This is a genomic window from Flavobacterium ginsenosidimutans (genome assembly GCF_003254625.1).
Lineage (GTDB): Bacteria > Bacteroidota > Bacteroidia > Flavobacteriales > Flavobacteriaceae > Flavobacterium > Flavobacterium ginsenosidimutans.
Genome location: NZ_QJRJ01000079.1, coordinates 352,767 through 375,821, shown reverse-complemented (window position 1 = coordinate 375,821; position 23,055 = coordinate 352,767). Strand labels below are relative to the sequence as shown.

Here is a 23,055-nt window from a genome sequence, read left to right as displayed (position 1 = left end):
TAGTTCAGTTGGTTAGAATACATGCCTGTCACGCATGGGGTCGCGGGTTCGAGTCCCGTCCAGACCGCAATATTGGGAAAAGCCTTTCTGTAAAGAAAGGCTTTTTTGCCCAAAAACGGTATCTAAGATTAGTTGTGTTGTTTTGCTACGACTTTGTAACTCGTAGCTGGTTTAGTAGTTAGACCAATGAAAAGCTTTCCACTTTTGTGGATGGCTTTTTTGATTTAAGACACTTTTGGTTTTGCTTAAATACGATGAAAATTTTACCGCAAAGAGCGCTAAGATTTACGCAAAGTTCACAAAGATATTTTCTAAAGAATGCAAAGTTCGCAAAGCTTACAATTGAGAAAGCTTTGCGATTTTTTTTGCTTAATCCCAACTTTAACGCAACAGTTTGTCATTTCGACGAAGGAGACTCGAGTGATAGCGAATAGGCGAAGCAAATCTCCGCAAGTAACGCTACAAAGATTTTCTATTTATAATATTAAAATATAGCCCGTGGTTTCAACCACGAGAATACAATGTATGCAATACGTTTTCTGTGGTTGAAACCACAGGCTATGTTAATGAAAAACTTGCGGACTTTGCGTAGATCTTAGCGCGCTTTGCGGTCAAAAAGAAAGAAACTTCTTCTTTTTTGATTTCGATACCAATTTTTAAAATATTGGAATTTAGCCAATTAAAAATTTCTCAAATTTTATTTGAAAAAACGCTTGCAGAAACGAAATTCTGTTGTATTTTTGCACCCACAATAACGCAGGGTTTGGTAGTTCAGTTGGTTAGAATACATGCCTGTCACGCATGGGGTCGCGGGTTCGAGTCCCGTCCAGACCGCCTAAGTTTGTAAAATGCCTCTCATTACGAGAGGCATTTTTTTTATATGGCTTTTTAAGGAAATCGTCTAGCTTTGTCATTCCGAGGAACGAGGAATCACACTAGGAACTCCATAACAGTACGTGAATTTCGTGTGAGATTCCTCGTTCCTCGGAATGACAAATTGTATGGAATTTGGAATTTATTTCTTTCCTATCTTTATATTATGGAACAATTAACATTCAAAGTAGACAAATATTATCTCCATAAAGTAGATGCCGATAAAAAAAGCATTTACTGCCATCATAATATAATGGGAGAATTACTTGTTCCAACACATAAACATAACAAAGCGCAAATGCTTTACGCAGAAGGCGACGTCGTTTTTGTGACAACTGAAACGAAATCATATTTTTTGCCTGCAAGACATTTTATCTGGATTCCCGCGGGAGTAGAACATAGTATCGAACCAAAGTCGGAACATGTGATGATGCGAAATTTGTATTTTCCGGTTGAAAAAAATGAGGATGATTTCTATAAAAGTGAAGGTATTTATCCGGTGAATAATCTACTGCTTCAAATGATGATGTTTACCAATCAGTGGAACGGTGATTTGAAAAAGGGAAGTCCGAGTTTTGTTATTGCGAAAGCCATAAAAGCGATTCTTCCGCAAATATGTCATACCAATTTGCCTTTAGAACTTCCTCAGCCTAAAGATAAACGACTAGGAAAAATACTTCGACATATTGAAAACAATCTAGGAGAAACGATTCTTTTTGCCGATGTGGCACATGAATTTGGCTTTAGCGAACGTTCTTTGTATCGCTTATTTCAGAAAGATCTCAAAATGTCTTTTATTCAATATTATACCATTCGAAGAATTCTTAAAGCAATCGAGCTTTTATTAGAAAGAAAACTTTCGGTGAAAGAGGTAGCTCTAGAAGTTGGGTACAATAGTGTCCCGACTTTCAGCAATACTTTTTTTAAGATTTTGGGTCAAAGACCTTCTGATTACTTAAACGGAGAAGAGATTTTAGAACGAGGTAAATAGTTTTTGTTTCACGCAGATTTGAGCAGATTTTGCAGATAATTGTTTGATTTTACGATTGTAAAAAATAAAAATCTGCGCATATCTGTTTAAATCTATTAAAATCTGCGTGAAATATCACAATCCAAATCTATTTTGTAATAAATTGTTTTTCAGTGTTTTAATATAACGTTTTCGAAAAATGGAATTTTAACATTTGTCCGAAATGAATATGTTATTGACTTTTTAGAATCATCAGCCAAGGAAAAAATGAAGGAACTTTGCAGCATAAAATATTCAAATATTCATGTTCCTTAAAAAAACAAACTCTAAAGAAGATTGTTTTCCCAGAAGCTTATTGATTTTACTAATGGTATTAGTATTCAGTAGTTTACATGCTCAGGAAGTTCATACCGTTTCTTTACAAGAAGCGATGAAACTCGCGAAGGAAAACAACAAAAAAGTCCTTAAATCTCAACTGGAGATTACGCTCGCTGAGCAAAACATCAAAGAAAGAAAAGAACTTAGATTACCGGATGTACAACTGAACGGAATGTACTCCAGAATTACCAACATTACAGAATTTAAAGGAGATGGTTTCTTAAACGGAAAAGAAGTTACGAAAGCAATTCCTGAAATCTATGAGGTAAATTCAACTTTTAAAATGCCAATTTACGTTGGAAACAAGATTAATAACGCAATCAAAATTGCGAATCAGGAAAACGAAATTGCGAAAATAAAATCGGAAAAAACAGAAAATGATATTGAACTGGAAGTTGTTGCAAACTATCTGGCGATTTATAAAATGATGGAACTTCAAAAAATATTTGAAGAAAACATCAAAGAAGAAAAAAGCCGATTAAAAGAAGTGCAATCGCTTCAAAAACACGGTACGGTAACCAAAAATGAGGTTATACGTGCCGAATTACAGCTCTCAGATCGTGAGTTGAATGCGCTTACAAACTCCAAAAACATTCAAATAGCGCTTCACGATCTGAAAACTTTAATTCAGATTCCTGAAAACGAAGAAATTGCAATCGACACAACTGCAAGTCTGGATGAAATGAACGGTTTAGATCCGTATGATTTTTATCTGAATAAAGCGATGCAGAACGAAGAAATGCGAATTGCAAGTCAGGAATTAAACATTAGTAAAACCGAAATGCAATTGGTAAAAGGTAATTATCTGCCAAGCGTAAACTTCTTCGGGAATTATGGCTTTTATTATCCAAACTACAAATTCTTTCCGCCAAATCCGTATTTGTATACTTTAGGTCAGGTGGGAATCGAGGCGCGTTTTGATCTTTCAGCTTTGTATAAAAACAAAACGAAAGTGGCAAAAGCGAGTACTAAAATCGATGTGCAGAAAATGCAGACTGAAATTATAAAAGAAGAAATTCAAGATCAGTTATATAAAGAGCATACGCAGTATCAGGAAATCCTCGAAAAATTTGTCGTGGTTGACAAAGCTTTGGATTTAGCTGAAGAAAATTACCGAATAGTAAAGCTGAAATACTTAAACCAATTGGTTTTAATTACGGAAATGGTCGATGCTGATAATGCGTTGCTTCAGGCAAAATACAACAAAATCTCTACCCGATTGGATGCTATTTTGAAACATTACCAAATGATGCACACGGCAGGAATTATGCCTAATGCAGGAAGTTAAACTGAAAAGCTAGAGGAAAGATTTTAAAGAAAGAACTAAGATAAAGAGATAAAAAAGATGGTTAAGATAAAAAATGAAACTAAAAGAAATAAAACGTTTCATATACTAATAACAATTATTGCGTGTGCGCTGGTAATAAGCGGGGTTATTTTAGGAATTTGGTTTTATGTGTTTAACCGAAACCATGAAGAAACCAATGACGCGCAGGTAGAACAATATGTTACGCCAATTATGTCTAGAATTACAGGTTATGTGCAAGAAGTTCGTTTTGACGAAAACCAATTTGTGCATAAAGGAGATACTTTGGTGGTGATCGATAATAGAGAATATAAATCGAAATTGAATGTGGCTCTTGCCGATGTTCAAAATGCGCAGCAAAATAGCGTTGTGGCTCAAAAAAACGCCATTAATACAGCAAGTGCAACAGCAATTAACGAGTCGCAATTAGAAGCTGCAAAATCAAATCTTTGGAAAACCAAACTAGAATACGAAAGATACAAAGCTTTGGTGAGCGAAGAAGCTGCAACTTCTCAACAATTAGAAAAAGTTAAAGCAGATTACGAGTCGGCGCAAGCACATTTTCAGGAAATGAGAAATAGAATTCATTCGGCAACTTTAAGCACTTCTGTTGCCGAAGCGAATGTTCCGACAACGCAAACGAATATTGCTTCAAAACAAGCTGTTGCAGATAATGCGGCATTATTTCTTTCTTATACTGTAATTACAGCGCCTTATGACGGCTGGGTTGGAAAAAGAACTTTACAGCCAGGACAAATGGTAAAAGAAGGTCAGTCGCTGCTTTCTATCGTGAGTAAAGAAAAATGGATTACAGCCAATTTTAAAGAAACTCAACTGCAATATTTAACTGTTGGGCAAGAAGTAGAAATCAAAGCTGATGCAATAAACGACAAAGTTTTTGTGGGAACAATTGCTTCGTTATCGCCTGCAAGTGGTGCGAGATTCTCGTTGCTTCCTCCAGATAATGCGACTGGAAACTTCGTAAAAATCGAACAGAGAATTCCAGTTAGAATTCAGTTAAAAGAACAAGACAAACAAACCGATTTTTTAAGAGCAGGAATGAACATTACGGTTGTTGCTGCACACAAATAAAATGGAAGATAAAAGTATATTTAAATCATGGGTTCCAAAATGGGCGATCATTATTATTTTGTTCGTTTGTTTGTTGCATTCTATGATTTTATTGGGAGTTTATACGTCAAACGTAACCTATGCGGCGAGTTTTTTGGACATTGAGCCAGAAGATTTGCAGTTTGGGATGTGTGTTACGTATGGAACTCTGTTGGCAACCATTTTGATAGAAAGCCGATTTTCGAGTTTTTTCCCTGCAAAAAATTACCTGATGGCAGTTTATTCCTTAATCGGAATTACGATTGTTTCATCGGCCTATATTACCAATTTTTCGGTTTTTTTATTGATGAGGCTTGCCGAAGGAATATTGATGGCACTTCCTGTTATTACGATCAGACAATTGCTTATTGAGCAGTTCAATACTAAAAATGCCATTATTATCGGGTTTTCATTTTACTACGGCGCGCTGTTGTTGTCTACGCCTTTTATTATGAATATTGCCGTGTGGTTTCTCGATCATTACGACTGGAAATACATGTTGTACGTTTCGGGCGGACTGCAGGTTTTAAACGTTTTTTTAATCTTAGTTACTTTCAGAGGGCACCGAATTACGAAGAAGATTCCGTTGTATCAAATCGACTGGATGAGTTATTTTTTGGTTTTAATTTCGATTCTTTGCGGTGCCTACTTTTTTGTTTATGCCGAAAAGAAATATTGGTTACAGTCTTCAGAAATGGTTTTAATACTGATGATTTCGCTCATTACAGGCGGATTATTCATCTTTAAAGAACGTTTGGTAAAAAGACCGAGTTTTAATTTTGAAGTTATAAAATACGCCAATCTGCGAATAGGATTTTTATTGTTTTTCCTTTTCTATATCAGCAGAGCAACGTTGAGTCTTTGTCATTCGGCGATGTTTTCCATTTGGAATTGGGATCCATCGCGTGTGGCGGGCGTTCAGTATATAAACGGATTAGGAAATGTAATCGGACTGGTTCTGGCAGCTTTTTTCTTGATGAAATCTGTTTCGACAAAAATTATTTTCATGATTGGTTTTACGCTTATTGCTATTTTCCATTTCTGGTTTACGTTTCTTTTTGTGCCAGATATTGCATTGAGCGATATTATCATTCCCTATATTTTGCAAGGAATCGGTGTTGGGTTTTTATTTGTTCCGCTCATCTTATTTACCACATCATCGGTTCCAGCAAATATGGCGGTTTCTTCGGGAATTGTTGGAGTTTCAGGGCGTTTTTGGGGAAGCACAATTGGCTTCTGCGTAATGCAGAATGCAATGGTTTTCTTAAATAAAAAACACTTCTTGAAATTAAGCCAATTCGTAACAGGCGAAAATCCCGAAGCACAGCAAACCATTGCAAGCACAACTCAAAGTTTTATTGCCAAAGGATATTCGGCAGATAATGCAAATGTTTTAGCCATGAAAAAGGTTTTCAGTACAATTACAAAACAATCGACTTTATTGGCCGATATGGAAATTTATACCATTGTAGGTTATGGTTTAGTGGTTTTGATTATTCTAATTGCTTGTAATCAGCATTTGAGACAAACTATGACTTTAGTGAAAAGTAAAATTTGGATTGGGTAAGAAAGTAAAATTGTAGTTTTTTTATTGGAAATAGTGTTTTTTGAAAGATTATTCTATTAGTTTTGTTTTAACTAATTCAAAACCAAATCAAAAATCTTAAGAACCTATGAAAAAAATTATCTTTTTTCTATTTACTATCGCAATGATTTCTTGTTCAAGTGATAATGACAATGAAAATTCAGCTCTTATTGAGTATGATAAAGTCAGCACTGTTGCGGCAGGTGTGTTTAAGCCGAGAGATTTATATGCTACCGCATTGACTATAGACGGAAATGGAAATATATATGTAGCAAGTTTTGAATCTGATCAAATAAGAAAAGTAGATAAAAACGGTATTGTCACAGTTCTTGCTGGATCTGGAGAATATAGTGAGATAGATGTAAATGGGCAGGGCGAAGAAGCTGTTTTTACAACAATTGTTGATTTAAATACAGATTCTAAAGGAAATATATACTTTTCAGGTTCTCATGATAGAACTTTGCGAAAAATTACTCCAGACGGCTTAGTAACTACTTATCTGACAGAAGCAGAAATGGGACGCCAGGCTTTTGGCTTTCTTATTGATAAAGAGGATAATTTGTATATTTCTGATGCAGCATCCATATTAAAATTTAATCCAAAAGGAACATCAACTATTTTAGCTGGAAAACCAGATGCATGGGGACATAATGATGGTAAAGGTGAAGAGGCGCGTTTTAGTTCTGCGCAGTTTATTGCTAAGGATAGTAAGGGTAATTTATATCTGAAAGAAAATGTTGGAGCTGAAGGAATTCGAAAAATAACACCAGAAGGACTTGTAACTACAATTAAAATTACGGTAAAACAAGATGGAGTCTATGTGCCGTATGTAGGTTTAGAAGACGCACAAGGATTGGCTATAGATAAAAATGATATTATATACATATCGACAGCCAATAATAATATTTTACAGATTACACCTGACGGAAAAGGGAAATATTTATTGGGAGAAGGTGATAGACCTAGCGGATATAAAGATGGTTTGGTTGGTGAAGCACTAACCTCTAATATAGGAAGAATCGCTTTTGATGAAAATGGGGATCTTATTATAATCGAGAATAGAAAAAACGGAATTAATGTACGTAAATTATCTCGAAAATAATCAAAATTTAATTTTATATAGTGAAGCTAGATAAAGCGATTCAGTATATTTGAAGATAATAAAACAACAAAACAAATATATGAGCCAGCAATGTGTAATTTTTGATATGGATGGCGTGATTTCGCACACCAATCCGCATCATGTAATCGCTTTTGAAAAGTTTTTCGATAAATATAATATTCCGTACACTCAGGAAGAATTTGAAGAGCATATGTACGGAAAACACAATAGTTATATCATGACTCATTTCTTCAAACGTCCAATTACGGGAGAAGAATTAATCAAACTGGAAGACGAAAAAGAAGGAATGTTCCGTGAGATTTATAAAGACAAAGTCGAAACGATTCCACATTATATGGATTTTTTAAACGAATTAAAATCTCGTGGTTTCAAAACCGCAGTTGCGACATCGGCGCCTCGCGCGAATTTGGATTTGATTGCCAATTTTCTGAAACTCGGCGAAAAAATGGATTCGATGATGTCCAGCGAAGATGTTAAATTTCATAAACCAAATCCAGAAGTATATTTAAAATCGGCAGAAAGAGTTGGAGTTTCTCCTTCGGATTGCGTGGTTTTCGAAGATTCTTTTTCGGGCATTACTGCAGGATTAAATGCGGGAATGAAAGTCGTAGGTGTTTTGAGCACGCATAAAAAAGAAGAACTTCCGCCATGTGATTTTTATATAAATGATTATAGTGAAGTGAATGTGGATAAGATAATTGAAATATTAAATTCCAAATTCCAAGATTAAAGAATTTTTATTTCACGCAGATTCTGCAGATTTTAGCAGATTTATTTTGATTTTAATAATATCTGCGTTTATCTGCTTAAATCATTTTAAATCTGCGTGAAATAAAAAAACGAATCAATACTTCTCCTCCAAAAAAGCAATCCAGCCTTTTTCAAATTCCAAGATTAAAAAATTTTTATTTCACGTAGATTCTGCAGATTTTAGCAGATTTATTCTGATTTTAATAATATCTGCGTTTATCTGCTTAAATCATTTTAAATCTGCGTGAAATAAAAAACGAATCAATACTTCTCCTCCAAAAAAGCAATCCAGCCTTTTTCAAATTCTTCGGTTGATACATTCAATGTTTTTTCGATGTTGCCGAAAGACGCAATTAGTTTTGGCAGAATGTCTTTTCCCCATTTTTGAGTGAGATATTCGATTATCGTGTAGCCAATATTATAAATCTGATTGCTGTGATTTAAATCTTCCAAAGTCAGGTTTTTGCTTTTAGCATATTTCACGCTTAACGTATTAACTTCTTTCGCTTCAAAAATACTAATCGATTCCCAGAGCCAGCGCGGATATTCGGCTTTGAATTTTTTATCAAATTCCCTTTCAAAAGTCAGTCGGTCTTGGGTGATGATGGTGTCTTTTGCTTTATAAATTAATATGTTCAGCTGAACGCAATGCGTAAACTCGTGCAAAGCCGTTTTGAGCGGATCGTCTGGAAAGATGGAATTAAACCAATTTGTCCACACAAAATGGAATTCATTTGGACCACGACTTGTGCCTTTTGTGTTTTCTGTTAAACCTGTGGCTTCATTAAACTTGAATTGCGAACCATAAACAGAAACCTTTATAGGGTCGTGTTCTATATCTTTTAGATTTTCTCTTATTCTAGAATAATTTGCCTCGAGATGTTTGCTGACTTTTTCGGCCTCGCTTTTGTAAATTCCGTTATAGGAAACAATAAAATGCTCCGATTTAAGAGTTTTGGTTTCGTGCTGAACAGTAAAGCTTCGAATCGTTCTCGCAAAATAAAAAATAGCAATAATTGCTAAAAGGATAACTAATAATCTGTATTTTCTCATGTGTTCTAAATGTTTTTTGAGATTTAAAAACAAGCGAAATTTTGAGATTTAGGTTTTTGGTATTTTAAAAATAAGAATATTTAGAGATTAAAACATAAAATAATTAAAGAAATTTCTGAACTTTCAATCGTTGTGGGTTTTAATCTCGCAATCCCGATAGCTATCGGGAGCAGAGGCGCGAAGTTTTTTTTCATTCCTTCAACTTCAAATATTCTTTAGGAACACTTAACAATTCTTGATAACACCAGCTGTTTGGGCATTTGTCATTTAATTCAGAATGTTCGGCTATTCTGATTTCGATGGTTTCTCCGTTGTTTTTTCCTTTAAAAGTTTCTCCAACCTTAAAAGTTCGGTCACGTACGCCAACAAAACCTCCAACGGTTATTTGAGTGGTGTATTCTTTAGTAAATTCAAAGTTTTTAGAAGCCTTTTCTTCAGCCGAAGAACAAGCAAACATTCCTAAAGTAAGAATCAAAAAGCAAATCAATTTTTTCATAACGATCTTTTTGTATTTAGATGTTTGAATATCAGATTGGTTGCGTGAAATTAAGAAAGATTTTTGTTTTGAGAGCGACCGTTTGGTATACGAAAAAATAAAATAGAGTTGAACGCATATATGGGTTCAAATGAAATAAATTTAGAATGATTTTTGCAATATTTTAAATCTAAAATTATGAGTACAAATCATTTTTCAGAAGAAGTTGAGGCTAGGCTAAGAGTTTTTTTTAATGAAATTATTGATCCAAAAGATATGGCGAAAACAATCCGAGAGGTAAATTATCTTCTTTCTTTATATTTCATGCGAAGTCATAAAACTGATGAAACGGAATTGCCTAATATAGATGATAATTTTTATTGGATGAATAGACTAGCAGAAGTTCTCGATCCTTATTTCGATGTTGAATGAATATGCTATAATAAAAAAAGCCATATATTATGGCTTTTCATTTTGTTTATAGATTTTTTATAAAGCAGAAATAATCACTCTTTGTACAAAATCATTTGTATTTAAAAAAGTAATTTTAGACCTAAAAACATCTAGGGTAATATTATCTTTTAGTTTACTAAAACATTCGTTTGCAAAAGAGTTAGTGACTACGTCAACTCCTTCAAAATCCAAATATACTTTCTCGTTTGTTTCTATTTTGTCTATAATAGAAAGACGTATTTTTGCCCCTAAATCTCTTGTCCCAAGACTTGGGCTAATGTCTTTAAAAAGGATTGTGTGTGTCATTTTAATATATTTGTTATGTAAAGTTATATCTTTTTTATAGATAAGTACGTTTAATTTTTGTTATTAATTTGCGCAAAAGTAATTAATTCTCAAATAAGTTTTCAAAAACTTGTTTTTTATAATCATAAAATTGACTGGTAAATTCTTTATAGTCAACTTCGACATTAGTATTTATTCTAATGTAAACACAAGTACCTTGCCAGTTTGGAATATCTTTTACAACTGTCTTTTTCTCACTAACATTAAGTTTCTTTTTTCCAGAAATTAAACTTAGCCATCCTTTATTAAGACGTATAAAAGAAGCGGTAGCAAATAAGCCATGTCCTTGACCTTTTCCATTTGTAACTCCACTTTCAATACATTTAGTTATAGCTTCTTCTTCTGTAAAATTGTGTTTTTGGTTTAAAGATTTATGTATTCCCAATCCAAAATCGCAGACAATTAGTCTAATTGAATTTAAATTCTGAAAGTATTGTGCTACTACCCATCCTACTTTTTCCTCTGTATGATTTAATACGTTGTCTAAAATTTCGTTAAAGCAGTAATCTAAACTTGCGTAAACATTGTCATGCATAGCGCTTTTTTCTCTTAAAACTTTAAGGATTCTATTTAATACTTCGATTTGATTTTCTGAAGTATATTTTTGTATTTGGACAGCATTATTATGATTAAATTTTGGCAGTGAAATTGGAAGTTTGACATTCAGATTTTCAAAGAAATTCATTTTTGCCAAATATGTAACTATGCTTTTATTTGAATCTAGTTTTATATTTCCACTAACGGTATAGCCTAAGTGTTCAATATATTTAATTGTACATAGTAATAAAATGGCATAATCAGGATAAATAAATTCACAATTTGAAAAGTCAATTATTAGTATAGTATTAGGATTTTCTTCGTAACGTTTTACTAATAAATCGCAAACTTGTAAAGTTTGATTATGTGATTTTGCTATATCTTTAATAAAAATTGTATATGAATCCATTTAAAAAAAATAAAACAAAGATAGTTAATTTTATTAAGATTTTTATTGTATTTTTTTAGTGTTAATTTAGCAAAATCTAAATATTTTTTTAATTAAGTTAAATTTATTTTAGTTGTTTATAAGCTTATAAAATCTTTTCCAGTGTCTGTTACTATATATGTGCCGTTGACCTGTCTATAATAATATAAGATTCTAGCAATGTTACAAACTTTCGTTACATCTGTTTTGTCAATTGGAGAATAGTCTCTTTGAATATAAGAAATGATATTTTCATATTCTTTAGTTCCTTAGGGTTGTTTTTTATTCGATCAGTAAAAACAAACAATTCATCTGCTGTAGAATTCTCAGTATCATTAAGAGTTTTTTCTAAAATTAGAGGGTTGCTTTTATGATACTCTTGTAATTCTAGATTTAATTGTTTTATTTCTAGTTTTTTATCTTCAACTAATTTTGCAAATCTTTCTTCTTGTCTAGAAATTTGTTCTCTTAATTCTATTGATTGTTCAATGCTCAATAATTGCTTTCCGTCTACAATGTTTTTTTGGTCAACCCTCCATTTATTAAATTTTAACGAAAGCCAATATGTCCCATTTGTTATAAATGGGAACTATGGTAATGATAAATATTGATGAGAGGAATGGAAAAATAAGGATGTTTCCAACGTTAGAAAAATTATTGATGATATAATCGATTTTATTTGTATCAATTTTATTTTGAGAAACAAAAAAGGTTAGATATATAATTTTCCAATTCCATAAAGACCATGAAATTATAAAAGATCCATAGAAACGACTAGTAGTTCTTTCGTGTATTATTTGATCAAATGATTTTTTTAAATCATCTATCATTCTTTAAATATGAATTATTGTATCTGTTTCAAAAGTAGAAATAGAAAACAATAAATTGATATTATAGTAAATTGCTTATCAACAACTTTAATAACAAAAAGTAGAATGCAGTAAAAACAAAAAAGCTTCTGAAAATCTATTCAGAAGCTTTTTTTTGTGCGGATAATAGGACTCGAACCTACACGCCTTGCGGCACCAGATCCTAAGTCTGGCACGTCTACCAATTTCGCCATATCCGCGGTAATTGTGGGTGCAAAGATAGGCATACTTTTGAATTATCAAAGACTTTTTTGAAAATTTTTTTTAATTCTCTTTTTTGTACATTTGGGTTTCTATAAAAATAATTTAAATGGAAAATATTAAGTCCTACGTTCAACAACATAAAGATCGGTTTATCAATGAATTGATCGAATTATTAAAGATTCCGTCGGTTAGTGCCGACACTGCATATTCTCAAGATGTTATTGACACAGCAGAGGCTGTAAAAGAAAGTTTATCAAAAGCAGGGTGCGATTATGTCGAAACTTGCGACACTCCAGGTTACCCAATTATCTACGGAGAGAAAATTATAGATCCAAATCTTCCAACGGTTTTAGTTTACGGCCACTACGACGTACAACCGCCAGATCCATTAGAATTATGGACTTCACCACCTTTTGAACCAGTAATTAAAACTACAGATATTCACCCAGAAGGAGCAATCTTCGCGCGTGGAGCGTGTGACGATAAAGGTCAGATGTACATGCACGTAAAAGCGCTTGAGTTAATGGTGCAAAGCAATACGTTGCCTTGTAACGTAAAATTCATGATCGAGGGTGAAGAAGAAGTTGGTTCTGCAAGTTTGGCTTGGTTCGTAGAGCGTAATCAGGAAAAACTGAAAAACGACGTAATCTTGATTTCAGATACAGGAATGATTTCAAACCAACAGCCATCGATCACGACAGGTTTAAGAGGTTTGAGTTATGTTGAAGTAGAAGTTACAGGTCCAAACCGCGATTTGCATTCAGGTTTATACGGTGGAGCTGTGGCAAACCCAATTAATATTTTGGCAAAAATGATTGCTTCGCTTCACGACGAAAACAATCATATTACAATTCCAGGTTTCTACGATAAAGTTCAGGAATTATCTGCAGAAGAAAGAGCCGAAATGGCAAAAGCGCCTTTTAGCTTAGAAAAATATAAAAATGCTTTAAACATTGCTGATGTTTATGGTGAAAAAGGGTATGTAACCAACGAACGAAACTCAATCCGTCCGACTTTAGACGTAAACGGAATCTGGGGCGGTTATACTGGCGAAGGTGCTAAAACGGTTATTGCGAGTAAGGCTTTCGCTAAAATCTCAATGCGTTTGGTTCCAAATCAGGAATGGGAAGAAATTACAGAACTTTTTACAAAACATTTTACAAGTATTGCTCCAGCTGGAGTTACGGTAAAAGTAACGCCTCACCACGGTGGTCAAGGTTACGTAACGCCAATTGACAGCATCGGTTATCAGGCAGCTAACAAAGCATATACAGAAACGTTTGGAGTTCCTGCAATTCCAGTTCGTTCTGGAGGAAGTATTCCAATTGTGGCTTTATTCGAAAAAGAATTAAAAAGCAAAACAATCTTAATGGGATTTGGTTTGGATAGTGATGCAATTCACTCGCCAAATGAGCATTTCGGAATTTTTAATTACTTGAAAGGTATTGAGACTATTCCGTTGTTTTACAAGTATTTTGTGGAGCTTTCTAAGTAGTTTTTTTAACGCAAAGAACACAAAGATTTACGCAAAGTTCGCTAAGATTTTTTAAGTAAGATTTTATAAAAGTTCGCAAAGCTATATGATTAAGCTTTGCGAACTTTGCGTTTATAAACGTAATCTTAAATAAAAATCTTGCGTTCTTTGCGGTTAAGCTTTTTTAACCGCAAAGGACGCAAAGGTTTACGCAAAGTTCACTAAGATTTTTTAAGTAAGATTTTATAAAAAGTTCGCAAAGCTATATGATTAAGCTTTGCGAACTTTGCGTTTATAAACGTAATCTTAAATAAAATCCTTGCGTTCTTTGCGGTTAAGCTTTTTTTAACCGCAAAGAATGCAAAGGTTTACGCAAAGTTCGCTAAGATTTTTTTAATAAGATTTATAGAAGTTCGCAAAGCTTAATCACATAGCTTTGCGAACTTTGCGTTTATAAACGCGATCTTAAATAAAATCCTTGCGTTCTTTGCGTTTAAATTTTCAGCATTATTTTTAGATACAAATCCGTTCAGAAATGAGCGGATTTTTTTGTTTTCGTCTTTTTTTGTTGAGGTTCAGAGTAGAAAAACCTTTGTCACTTTGTCTCTCTGAACCTTTGTACCTAAAAAAAAGACCTCTTTTTCTTGCATATTTAAAATTTAACTCTACATTTGTAGAAACGAATCTATAATTGTAGAGCAATGATGAATTTGAAAAACCTTATTTTACTATTGTTTTGCGGTTCAATGCTTTTGAGTTGTAAAAGCAAATTGATTAATCAGAAAATTGACAAGAAAAAAGAAGGTGTTTGGATTGATGATTATACGCAAGATGGTACAAATTATAAATCGTATGAGTATTATAAAAATGATCTTCCTGTAAAAAAGTGGAAATCGTACATTAATGGGAAAATCTACAAAACGGAGAAATATAAAAACGGAATTTGTTTCGTAAAAAGTTATTACGAAAACGGAAAATTAGAATCGAAAGGGAAAACAAAATTAGAAATGAATTCGGTTGAAACGCATTGGTTTTATTTTGGAGAATGGAAATTCTATTCAGATAACGGAAAGTTAAAAAGCATCAAAAACTATGAAAAAGGAGAATTAATCTCAGAACAAAAAATACAATAAACCATTAACTATTAAATCCATGAAAAAATTACTTGCTTTCTTTTTTATTGTAATCAACTGTATTTTCGCGCAAGCGCAATCGTATAAAGAATGGGTTCAAAAAGCCGATTCTTGCTACAATGCACAAAATTATAAGTTGTCTGTTGCTAATTATGAAAAAGCCTTTAAAATAGAACAGAAAGATTATGGTGATTTGTACAATGCGGGTTGTTCTGCGTCTTTGGCAAAAGAAAAGAAAAAGGCATTTAAGTGGTTGAATTTATCTATTGATAAAGGATATGAAAACATTGCACATATTCAGATAGATGGTGATTTGAAATCTCTTCATTCAGAAAAAGAATGGAAAAAGACAATTGATAAATTACAAAAGAAACTGGATATTATTGGAGCAAATTACGATAAGGTGCTGGAAAAAGAACTTTCAGAGATTTATGCTGATGATCAAGAAATTCGTGGCGAATTTATGAATGTTTATAAGGCTCAAAATCCTGATAAGAAGAAAATGGACAGCATTGGTAAAATTATGGGAAAGAAAGACAGTATTAATCTTATTAAGGTAATGAAAATACTGGACGAAAGAGGTTGGTTAGGAAAAAATGTTGTTGGCGGTCAAGGAAATAAGACTTTGTTTTTGGTTATTCAGCATGCTGATTTAGAATACCAGCAAAAGTATTTACCTATGATGAGAGAAGCAGCTAAAAATGGCAATGCAGATCCAGGAAATTTGGCATACTTGGAAGATAGGGTAGCTTTGAGAGAAGGAAGAAAGCAAATTTATGGCAGTCAGGCGGCAAAGAATAAAAAGACTAATAAAATGTACATATCGCCAATGATAGATCCAGATAATGTAGATAAAAGGCGTGCAGAGGTTGGACTTGGCACTATCGCGGAATATGCGGCTAAACTTAATATTAAATGGGATTTGGAGGCTTATAAGAAAGAATTGCCAGAAACGGAAAAACTCGAAAATATAAAACAATGACACAATTATCAAACGCAGAAGAACAGTTAATGGAGTATTTATGGAAACTTGAAAAGGCTTTCATGAAGGATTTGCTCGAAGCTTATCCAGAACCAAAACCCGCGACAACTACTGTTGCAACGCTCTTAAAACGAATGATCGACAAGAAATTTGTGGCATATAACGAATTTGGGAATTCTAGAGAATATTATCCTTTAGTGAAAAAAACAGATTATTTCTCGAAACACGTTAAAGGGTTAATTAGCAATTTCTTTAATAATTCGGCATCGCAATTTGCTTCGTTTTTTACTACCGAAACCAATTTGTCGGCTTCGGAATTGGAAGATCTTAAAAAAATAATCGATTCAGAAATTCAAAAGAAGAAGAAATGATAGCTTTTATTGTAAAATCAACAGTCGCTTTATGTGTTTTTATAGCTTTTTATCATTTGATATTAGAGCGAGAAAAAATGCATCAGTTTAATAGATTCTTTTTGCTTTTTTCAATTGTGATTTCCGTTGCAATTCCGTTTATCTCATTTGAAATTATCAAAGAAATTCCTGTAGATTTTTCAAGACAAGTTGCTATTAGTCAGCATACAATAAATACGTCGATTAATCAAACAGCAGAAAAAGTAGATTATAAATCCATTCTTTTATGGACTTTATACGCAATCGTAACGCTGTTGATGGCAATAAGATTTGGAAGAAACATTTGGAAGATTTTTTCCAGAATTGGCAATTCTCCAAATGTAGAATTTAAGAATTCAAAATTGGTTTTGGTAAAAGAAAAAATATTGCCACATACCTTTTTGCATTACATTTTTATCAATTTAGAAGATTATAAAAAGCAAAATATTGAAGCCGAATTGTACACGCACGAATTGGTTCATGTGCATCAAAAGCATACTTTGGATATTCTTTTTATAGAGCTTTTAAAAGTTGTTTTTTGGTTTAACCCTATCTTTTTGTTTTATAAAAAAGCAATACAGCTCAATCACGAGTTTCTTGCCGATCAGGAAATTGTGAAAACTTATAATAATGTTCCGTTTTACCAAAATTTACTTTTAACAAAAGGAAGCGAGAAACAAACGATTTACTTGGCCAGTAATTTGAATTATTTAGTAACAAAAAAACGATTAACAATGATGAAAAAAAGAACATCAAAAAATACAGCGTTTTTAAAGAAAATTGCTGTAGTGCCTCTAGTCACGATTTTAATGTTGCTGTTATGCATAAAAACAGTTGCGCAAGAAGTGAAAACAGAAGCGAAAAACAGCACAAGTAAAAATTCTTTTGATGAGAAAACAGTTATTTCAAAAGATAAAAAACAAGACGTGGCTGTAAAGGAAAAATCTGCTAAGTCAACAGACAAGAAGAAAACCAAAGTTTCGTCTCAGCCAGCAGTTGCTTCAAAAAAAACGCAGGATCTAAAAGAGAATGAAACTTTAAGCACTAAACAAGAATCTGGTTCTGAGGTGAGTACTATAATTAGTGAAAGTGAAGGAAGAGCAAAAGAACGAAGAAAATCTTATGGTTATCAAAATATTCAGTTTGATACTACAATGTTTAGAAGACCACAAAATCCTTGAGAATAAAACATTCTTAAAAACGTAAATAATCGATTCTGAAATATCAAAAAAAATAAAAAATGATAACATATCTTTTAAAATCAGGTTTACTGCTTATTGTATTTTTTGCGGTATATAAATTACTGTTGGAAAACGAAAAAATGTTTCGCTTTAATCGTGTCTATCTTCTTGCGAGTTTGATTTTTAGTTTGATTATTCCGTTGCAATTGTTTTCTATTGAACCGCTTTTTTCAACGAAAATTAGAGCAGTTCAATTGGATGAAATTATGATTGTAACCAATAAATCATTGCTAAATGAAATCTCTTTAAGTGAAATTCTAACATTTTTATTAAGCGTGGTTTATGGTGTTATTGTTTTGATTTTGTTTGTTCGATTTGCTATTAATGTCTCTTCTTTTTATATAAAAATGAAGAAGAATAAAATTGAGTTTATAAAAGGCGAAAGAGTTGTTTTGATGAAAGAATCAATTCTGCCGCATTCTTTTTGGAACGCTATTTTTATTAATGAAAAAGACTTTAAAAACGGAAAAATCCCATCAGAATTAATTGCTCACGAAAAAGCACATTTAAATCAGAAACATACTTTGGATATTCTTTTTGTTGAGGTTTTGCAAATTGTGTTTTGGTTCAATCCTTTATTTGTTTTGTTTGAAAAAGCAATCAAACTCAATCATGAATTTTTGGCTGATGAAGCAGTAAATAAACAATTTGGAGAAATAAAAAATTACCAGAATTTATTGCTGGATTTTGTTTCACAGAAAAATACTGTTGCATTGGCAAGTAATATTAATTATTTAATAACTAAAAAACGTTTAATTATGATGACTAAAAAAGAATCTACTATAAAATCTGTATTTAAAGTTTTGGCTGTTTTTGCAGTTTGTATCGTATTATTGTTTGCTTTCAGTACAGAAACTGTAGCACAAGAAGTGGCTAAAGAGAAAGATTTTAAGAACGTGACAGATGTGGGCGTACAGCCTTCGTTTCCTGGAGGAATAGTTGAGTTTTATAAATTTGTAGGTCAAAATTATAAAATGCCTGAAGAGGTTATTAAACAAAAACTAAATGGAAAAGTCTATGTTCAATTTATGATTGAGACAGATGGTTCTTTAACAGGTATTAAAGTGTTAAGAGACAAATTGGGTTATGGCTCGGGAGAAGAGGCTGTTCGTGTTTTGAAACTTTCTCCAAAATGGACTCCGGCTTATGATCAGGGAAAACCAGTTCGTGTAATGTATAGTCTGCCAATCAAAGTTCAGGCGGCTAAATAAGTTTTTTTTTTAGGTTCAAAGTTGCAAAGGTTCAAAGGGACAAAGGTTTTTAAGATTAAAAAAAACTAACTCTGTTCCTTTGAACCTTTGCAACTTTGTACCTTATTAAAAAGAAAAAAAATCCGCTTCTGTTTTGAGAAGCGGATAAAATTAAAAACTAATTAAAAAAAATTCTAAAAATAAAGATGTAATCCAGATTAAAACAAGTCTGGATTATAACCAAAATAAGGCACTTTTTGCTCATTAAAAATAACCCCATATTCTTCTAACTCTTTCAAAATAGGCTCATAAACTTCTTTTTTTATTGGAAGCTGTACGCCTGGAGTTGTAATTTTGCTGTTTAAAATCAATAATGTTGCAATTGCAACGGGAAGCCCGACTGTTTTTGCCATTGCGGTATAAGTTTGGTCTTCGCCAATACAAACCATTTTAGAATCGATTTGTTTCTTTTCTCCATTCAATTCATAACCAAATTTGTGATACATCACGATCATATCTTTGTCATCTGGTTCTAAAGCCCAGCTGTCGGTTAAGATTTTTTCTAAAATTTGCGCAGGAGTTGCATTTGGCAGATTTACTTTTTTGTTTGGGTTAAATAAATCCAGTTCCAAAAGTTTATCCCACATAATATCGTCCTGATCGATTTTTAAGATCAATCGGGTTTTAATTTCGGCAGAATCTGTTGGATGATACGGAAGAAAAGAATTGATAAATTGACGATAACTCATGTTTTCAGAATCTTCTATAACATAACTATCATCAGTCATTCCGAGTTGTACAAACATATTCCAAGCTCGTGAAAAACCAACTCTTCGAATAGTTCCTCTATATAAAGTCAGAACATCATCTAAACCATAAACCGAACGGTATTTAAGAGAATCCCGATTCGAATAAGCTTCAAATTTTCCGTAACCTTCAACTTCCAAAAATTCAGTTCTTCTAAATAAAGCACTGTACGGAATATATTTATAAGTTCCTTCCTGAATAAATTTTGCAGCACCTCCTTGTCCTGCTAAGACAACGTTTCTTGGTGCCCAAGTAAATTTGTAATTCCATAAATTATTGTCAGATTCAGGAGCTACAAGTCCGCCACAGAAAGATTCAAACAAAAGCATTTTACCGCCTTTTGATCTAATATCGTCAATAACTTTCATGGCGCTCATGTGGTCGATTCCAGGATCGAGACCAATTTCGTTCATGAAAATCAGATTGTTCTTGATGGCTTCTTCGTTTAAAGCTTGCATGGCATCACTTATATAGGAAGCTGTAACAAGATGTTTTTTAAATTCTAAACAATCTTTTGCAATTTCGATATGCAAATGCGCTGGAAGCATCGAAATTACTATAGAAGCATTTTCGATAGCTTTTCTTCTTTCGTCGGCATTAAAAATATCCAAGGCAAGCGGAGTCGCATTAGGATGATTCTGAGTCTTTGCTTTCGCAAGATTCAATGAAAGATCGGCTACGGTTAAATGCAGCTTTTCCTCATCGGATTTTGATAATAAATAGCGAATAAGCGAAGATGCAGATCTACCTGCTCCAATTATTAAAACGTTTCTCATGCTTTAAATATTTAACACAAATATATTTAAATGTTATAAATATAACAATCTAAATTAAATAAAATTGAATTTATTTTTTGAATCCTGATAAAAAATAATTTGATTTTGTTCTAAATAATCTCAAAACTAAAGCGGTTTTTCGGTTCGTTTGAAGTATTTTTGTGTCAAATTTCAAAAGAGATATATTATGAAAAGAAAAATCGTTCTAACTGGAGCTTTTATAGGTATGTTGGCTATTATTTTGGGTGCTTTTGGTGCTCATTTATTGAAAAAATATCTTTCAGTTGATCAATTAAATACTTTTGAAGTTGGTGTTCGTTACCAAATGTATCATGCCTTATTTCTTCTCTTTTTATCTACTCAAAAAGATCTTGCAGAAAAAACACTAAAAACAATCTATGGTTTTATAGTTGCTGGAGTTGTTCTTTTTAGCGGTTCAATCTATTTGGTAGCCACAAAAGACTATACTTTGTTTTATTCTAAAATTATCGTATTCGCAACTCCAATAGGTGGTTTTCTATTAATTATTGGCTGGGCGCTATTATTCTTTGCGATTTTGAAGAGAAAATCATAAAATCCCGAAAAAAAAATTCTGTCTAAGAATTAATCTTTAATTTTGTCACATAAATAACATATAACTTTATTTGTGTGACTTTTTTGTATTTTCTATTGTTAAACAAAAATAATATAACAAATTCGCTGATAAGGTTGTAATAAAACAAAATACAAGCAGTTATTTTTTTCTTTTTGTAATTTTTAAAGTGAAATTTCTCTTTTTTCGTATAAATCAAAGTGAAATTTAAGTATTTTAAAAGAAATAAAAATTAATCTGTAATTTTGCTTCGTTAATAAAATATCACACACAACTTAAAATTTATGGACACTAATACAGTTTTCTCGAAATCGATTTCGTTAAAAGAATTAGGAATTGAAAATGCAAAAGTTCGTTATCAACTATCTGCAGATGAGCTTCATGCAATTACTTTGCAATCAGGGCAAGGTGTTGAGAATTCTACTGGGGCGTTAGCAATTAATACTGGTGAATTTACAGGTCGTTCTCCACAAGATCGTTTTATCGTAAAAGATGATATTACAAAAGATCAAGTTTGGTGGGGAAATGTAAATATTCCGTTTGAACCTGAGGCTTTTGAAAAGCTTTATAAGAAGGTAACAGCATTTTTATCAGACAAAGAAGTTTTTGTTCGTGATTCTTATGTGTGTTCTGATTCAAATTATAGATTGAATGTTCGTGTTGTAACAGAAACGGCTTGGTCTAATTTGTTTTGCTATAATATGTTCTTACGTCCTGAAGAGTCGGAACTAGCTAATTTTACTCCAGAATGGACAGTTGTTTGTGCACCAAGTTTTATGGCAGATCCTGCTGTAGATGGAACACGCCAGTCTAATTTTGCGATTTTGGATTTTACTAAAAAAATCGCTTTAATTGGAGGAACTGGTTACACAGGAGAAATGAAAAAAGGAATTTTCTCTGCTTTGAACTTTATTCTTCCAGTTTTCAAAAATACACTTCCAATGCACTGTAGTGCTAATGTTGGTGAAGACGGAGATACAGCAATTTTCTTCGGATTATCTGGAACAGGAAAAACAACTTTATCAGCAGATCCAGAGCGTAAATTAATCGGAGACGATGAACACGGATGGACAAACGAAAATACAGTTTTCAACTTCGAGGGAGGCTGTTATGCTAAAGTAATCAACTTAACAGAAGAGAACGAACCAGACATTTTTAGAGCAATCAAAAAAGGAGCGCTTTTAGAAAATGTGGTTTTCAAAGAAGGAACAAACGAAGTTGATTATGATGATGTTTCAATCACTCAAAACACTCGTGTAAGTTATCCAATTACACATATCGATAATGTACAGCCAGGTTTGGTTGGACACAATCCTAAAAATATATTTTTCTTAACGGCTGATTCTTTCGGAATTCTGCCTCCAATCTCAAAATTAACTCCAGGTCAGGCTGCTTACCACTTTATTTCTGGATATACTGCAAAAGTTGCGGGTACAGAAGCTGGTGTAACTGAGCCTCAGCCTAATTTCTCTGCTTGTTTTGGAGCTCCATTTATGCCTTTACATCCAACGCGTTACGCTGAAATGTTAAGCAAAAAAATGAAAGATGCAGGAGTAAAAGTTTGGTTGATCAATACGGGTTGGACAGGCGGACCTTACGGAATTGGAAGCCGTATGAAATTGAAATATACTCGTGCAATGATTACTGCTGCTTTAAAAGGAGAATTAGACAACGTAGAGTATGTAGATCACAAAGTATTTGGACTTGCAAAACCACAATCTTGTCCGAATGTTCCAGAGGAGATTTTAAATCCTAGAAATACTTGGGAGGACAAAGATTTATACGATAAAAAAGCGTTAGAATTAGCTCAGAAATTCAAAGCTAATTTTGCCAAATTTGAAGAGTTTGCAAATGCTGAAATCTTAGCAGGCGCACCGATTACAGAATAAAAGGAATTATTTAATTCAAATAAAAAAGCTGTTCATTTCTGAACAGCTTTTTTTAGTTGGTTTCCAATCGCAGTAAAAAAAAATAGACACTGAACACTGAACCGCGACTGAAAACCTTGAAACT

Annotated in this window: 21 protein-coding genes and 3 tRNA genes; 17 read left to right on the top strand and 7 right to left on the bottom strand. The window is 32.9% G+C overall.

Annotated elements, in window-relative coordinates; all coding sequences use genetic code 11:
• Position 1: 1 nt before the first annotated feature.
• From DM444_RS16330 to DM444_RS16290, 8 genes are all read left to right on the top strand, one after another.
• A tRNA-Asp gene (locus DM444_RS16330) sits at positions 2-64 on the top strand.
• 696 nt (positions 65-760) lie between these two features.
• Positions 761-834: transfer RNA gene (locus DM444_RS16320), tRNA-Asp, on the top strand.
• 205 nt (positions 835-1,039) lie between these two features.
• Positions 1,040-1,864, top strand: a complete 825-nt coding sequence (locus tag DM444_RS16315; RefSeq protein WP_111288516.1) for an AraC family transcriptional regulator — start codon at positions 1,040-1,042, stop codon at positions 1,862-1,864.
• 346 nt (positions 1,865-2,210) lie between these two features.
• Positions 2,211-3,509, top strand: coding sequence for a TolC family protein (locus tag DM444_RS16310; RefSeq protein ID WP_239455698.1), 1,299 nt, complete (start codon positions 2,211-2,213; stop codon positions 3,507-3,509).
• Positions 3,510-3,566: 57 nt separating this feature from the next.
• Positions 3,567-4,619, top strand: a complete 1,053-nt coding sequence (locus tag DM444_RS16305) for an HlyD family secretion protein (protein WP_111288512.1) — start codon at positions 3,567-3,569, stop codon at positions 4,617-4,619.
• A gap of 1 nt (position 4,620) precedes the next feature.
• On the top strand, positions 4,621-6,204 hold the full coding sequence (locus DM444_RS16300; RefSeq protein ID WP_111288510.1) for an efflux MFS transporter permease: 1,584 nt from the start codon (positions 4,621-4,623) through the stop codon (positions 6,202-6,204).
• Positions 6,205-6,310: 106 nt separating this feature from the next.
• Positions 6,311-7,324, top strand: a complete 1,014-nt coding sequence (locus DM444_RS16295; RefSeq protein ID WP_111288508.1) for a beta-propeller domain-containing protein — start codon at positions 6,311-6,313, stop codon at positions 7,322-7,324.
• A gap of 79 nt (positions 7,325-7,403) precedes the next feature.
• Positions 7,404-8,075 carry an HAD family hydrolase gene (locus tag DM444_RS16290; RefSeq protein ID WP_111288506.1) on the top strand — a complete coding sequence of 224 codons (672 nt, stop codon included), beginning with the start codon at positions 7,404-7,406 and terminating at the stop codon, positions 8,073-8,075.
• 281 nt (positions 8,076-8,356) lie between these two features.
• Here DM444_RS16290 and DM444_RS16285 read toward each other — a convergent pair whose 3' ends face one another.
• Together DM444_RS16285 and DM444_RS16280 are read right to left on the bottom strand one after the other, a co-directional pair.
• Entirely contained in the window at positions 8,357-9,148 is a 792-nt protein-coding gene (locus DM444_RS16285; protein WP_111288504.1) for a DUF6055 domain-containing protein, read from the bottom strand.
• A gap of 190 nt (positions 9,149-9,338) precedes the next feature.
• Positions 9,339-9,644: a hypothetical protein gene (locus tag DM444_RS16280; protein WP_111288502.1), complete on the bottom strand. Its 306-nt coding sequence runs from the start codon at positions 9,642-9,644 to the stop codon at positions 9,339-9,341.
• 177 nt (positions 9,645-9,821) lie between these two features.
• On the opposite strand from DM444_RS16280, the gene DM444_RS16275 reads away from it, so the two are divergent.
• Positions 9,822-10,055, top strand: a complete 234-nt coding sequence (locus tag DM444_RS16275; RefSeq protein WP_111288500.1) for a hypothetical protein — start codon at positions 9,822-9,824, stop codon at positions 10,053-10,055.
• A 57-nt stretch (positions 10,056-10,112) separates the two neighbouring features.
• On the opposite strand, the gene DM444_RS16270 is transcribed toward DM444_RS16275, so the two are convergent.
• From DM444_RS16270 to DM444_RS16250, 4 genes are all read right to left on the bottom strand, one after another.
• On the bottom strand, positions 10,113-10,382 hold the full coding sequence (locus DM444_RS16270) for an STAS-like domain-containing protein (protein WP_111288498.1): 270 nt from the start codon (positions 10,380-10,382) through the stop codon (positions 10,113-10,115).
• An 82-nt stretch (positions 10,383-10,464) separates the two neighbouring features.
• Entirely contained in the window at positions 10,465-11,367 is a 903-nt protein-coding gene (locus tag DM444_RS16265; protein WP_111288496.1) for a sensor histidine kinase, read from the bottom strand.
• A gap of 214 nt (positions 11,368-11,581) precedes the next feature.
• Positions 11,582-11,881, bottom strand: a complete 300-nt coding sequence (locus tag DM444_RS16260; protein ID WP_111288494.1) for a hypothetical protein — start codon at positions 11,879-11,881, stop codon at positions 11,582-11,584.
• A 491-nt stretch (positions 11,882-12,372) separates the two neighbouring features.
• Positions 12,373-12,454 (bottom strand) — tRNA-Leu (locus DM444_RS16250).
• Positions 12,455-12,564: 110 nt separating this feature from the next.
• On the opposite strand from DM444_RS16250, the gene DM444_RS16245 reads away from it, so the two are divergent.
• From DM444_RS16245 to DM444_RS16220, 6 genes are all read left to right on the top strand, one after another.
• Complete coding sequence (locus DM444_RS16245; protein ID WP_111288491.1) at positions 12,565-13,953, top strand: dipeptidase; 1,389 nt, start codon at positions 12,565-12,567, stop codon at positions 13,951-13,953.
• A gap of 680 nt (positions 13,954-14,633) precedes the next feature.
• Positions 14,634-15,065 carry a toxin-antitoxin system YwqK family antitoxin gene (locus DM444_RS16240; RefSeq protein WP_111288489.1) on the top strand — a complete coding sequence of 144 codons (432 nt, stop codon included), beginning with the start codon at positions 14,634-14,636 and terminating at the stop codon, positions 15,063-15,065.
• A gap of 19 nt (positions 15,066-15,084) precedes the next feature.
• Positions 15,085-16,047, top strand: coding sequence for a DUF6624 domain-containing protein (locus DM444_RS16235; RefSeq protein WP_111288487.1), 963 nt, complete (start codon positions 15,085-15,087; stop codon positions 16,045-16,047).
• Positions 16,044-16,418: a BlaI/MecI/CopY family transcriptional regulator gene (locus DM444_RS16230; RefSeq protein ID WP_111288485.1), complete on the top strand. Its 375-nt coding sequence runs from the start codon at positions 16,044-16,046 to the stop codon at positions 16,416-16,418. Before DM444_RS16235 ends, DM444_RS16230 begins: the two co-directional genes overlap by 4 nt.
• The gene (locus DM444_RS16225) at positions 16,415-17,617 is read left to right on the top strand and encodes a M56 family metallopeptidase (RefSeq protein ID WP_111288483.1); all 1,203 of its coding nucleotides are present in this window, start codon (positions 16,415-16,417) and stop codon (positions 17,615-17,617) included. Before DM444_RS16230 ends, DM444_RS16225 begins: the two co-directional genes overlap by 4 nt.
• Positions 17,618-17,676: 59 nt before the next feature.
• On the top strand, positions 17,677-18,888 hold the full coding sequence (locus DM444_RS16220; RefSeq protein WP_239455696.1) for a M56 family metallopeptidase: 1,212 nt from the start codon (positions 17,677-17,679) through the stop codon (positions 18,886-18,888).
• A gap of 197 nt (positions 18,889-19,085) precedes the next feature.
• Here the strand turns inward: DM444_RS16220 and DM444_RS16215 are convergent, their stop codons facing one another.
• The gene (locus tag DM444_RS16215; protein ID WP_111288481.1) at positions 19,086-20,450 is read right to left on the bottom strand and encodes a saccharopine dehydrogenase family protein; all 1,365 of its coding nucleotides are present in this window, start codon (positions 20,448-20,450) and stop codon (positions 19,086-19,088) included.
• A gap of 187 nt (positions 20,451-20,637) precedes the next feature.
• Between DM444_RS16215 and DM444_RS16210 the strand changes: the two genes are divergently transcribed.
• Entirely contained in the window at positions 20,638-21,024 is a 387-nt protein-coding gene (locus DM444_RS16210) for a DUF423 domain-containing protein (RefSeq protein ID WP_111288479.1), read from the top strand.
• A gap of 302 nt (positions 21,025-21,326) precedes the next feature.
• Positions 21,327-22,931, top strand: a complete 1,605-nt coding sequence (gene pckA, locus DM444_RS16205; protein ID WP_111288477.1) for a phosphoenolpyruvate carboxykinase (ATP) — start codon at positions 21,327-21,329, stop codon at positions 22,929-22,931.
• The last annotated feature ends 124 nt before the right edge of the window (positions 22,932-23,055 follow it).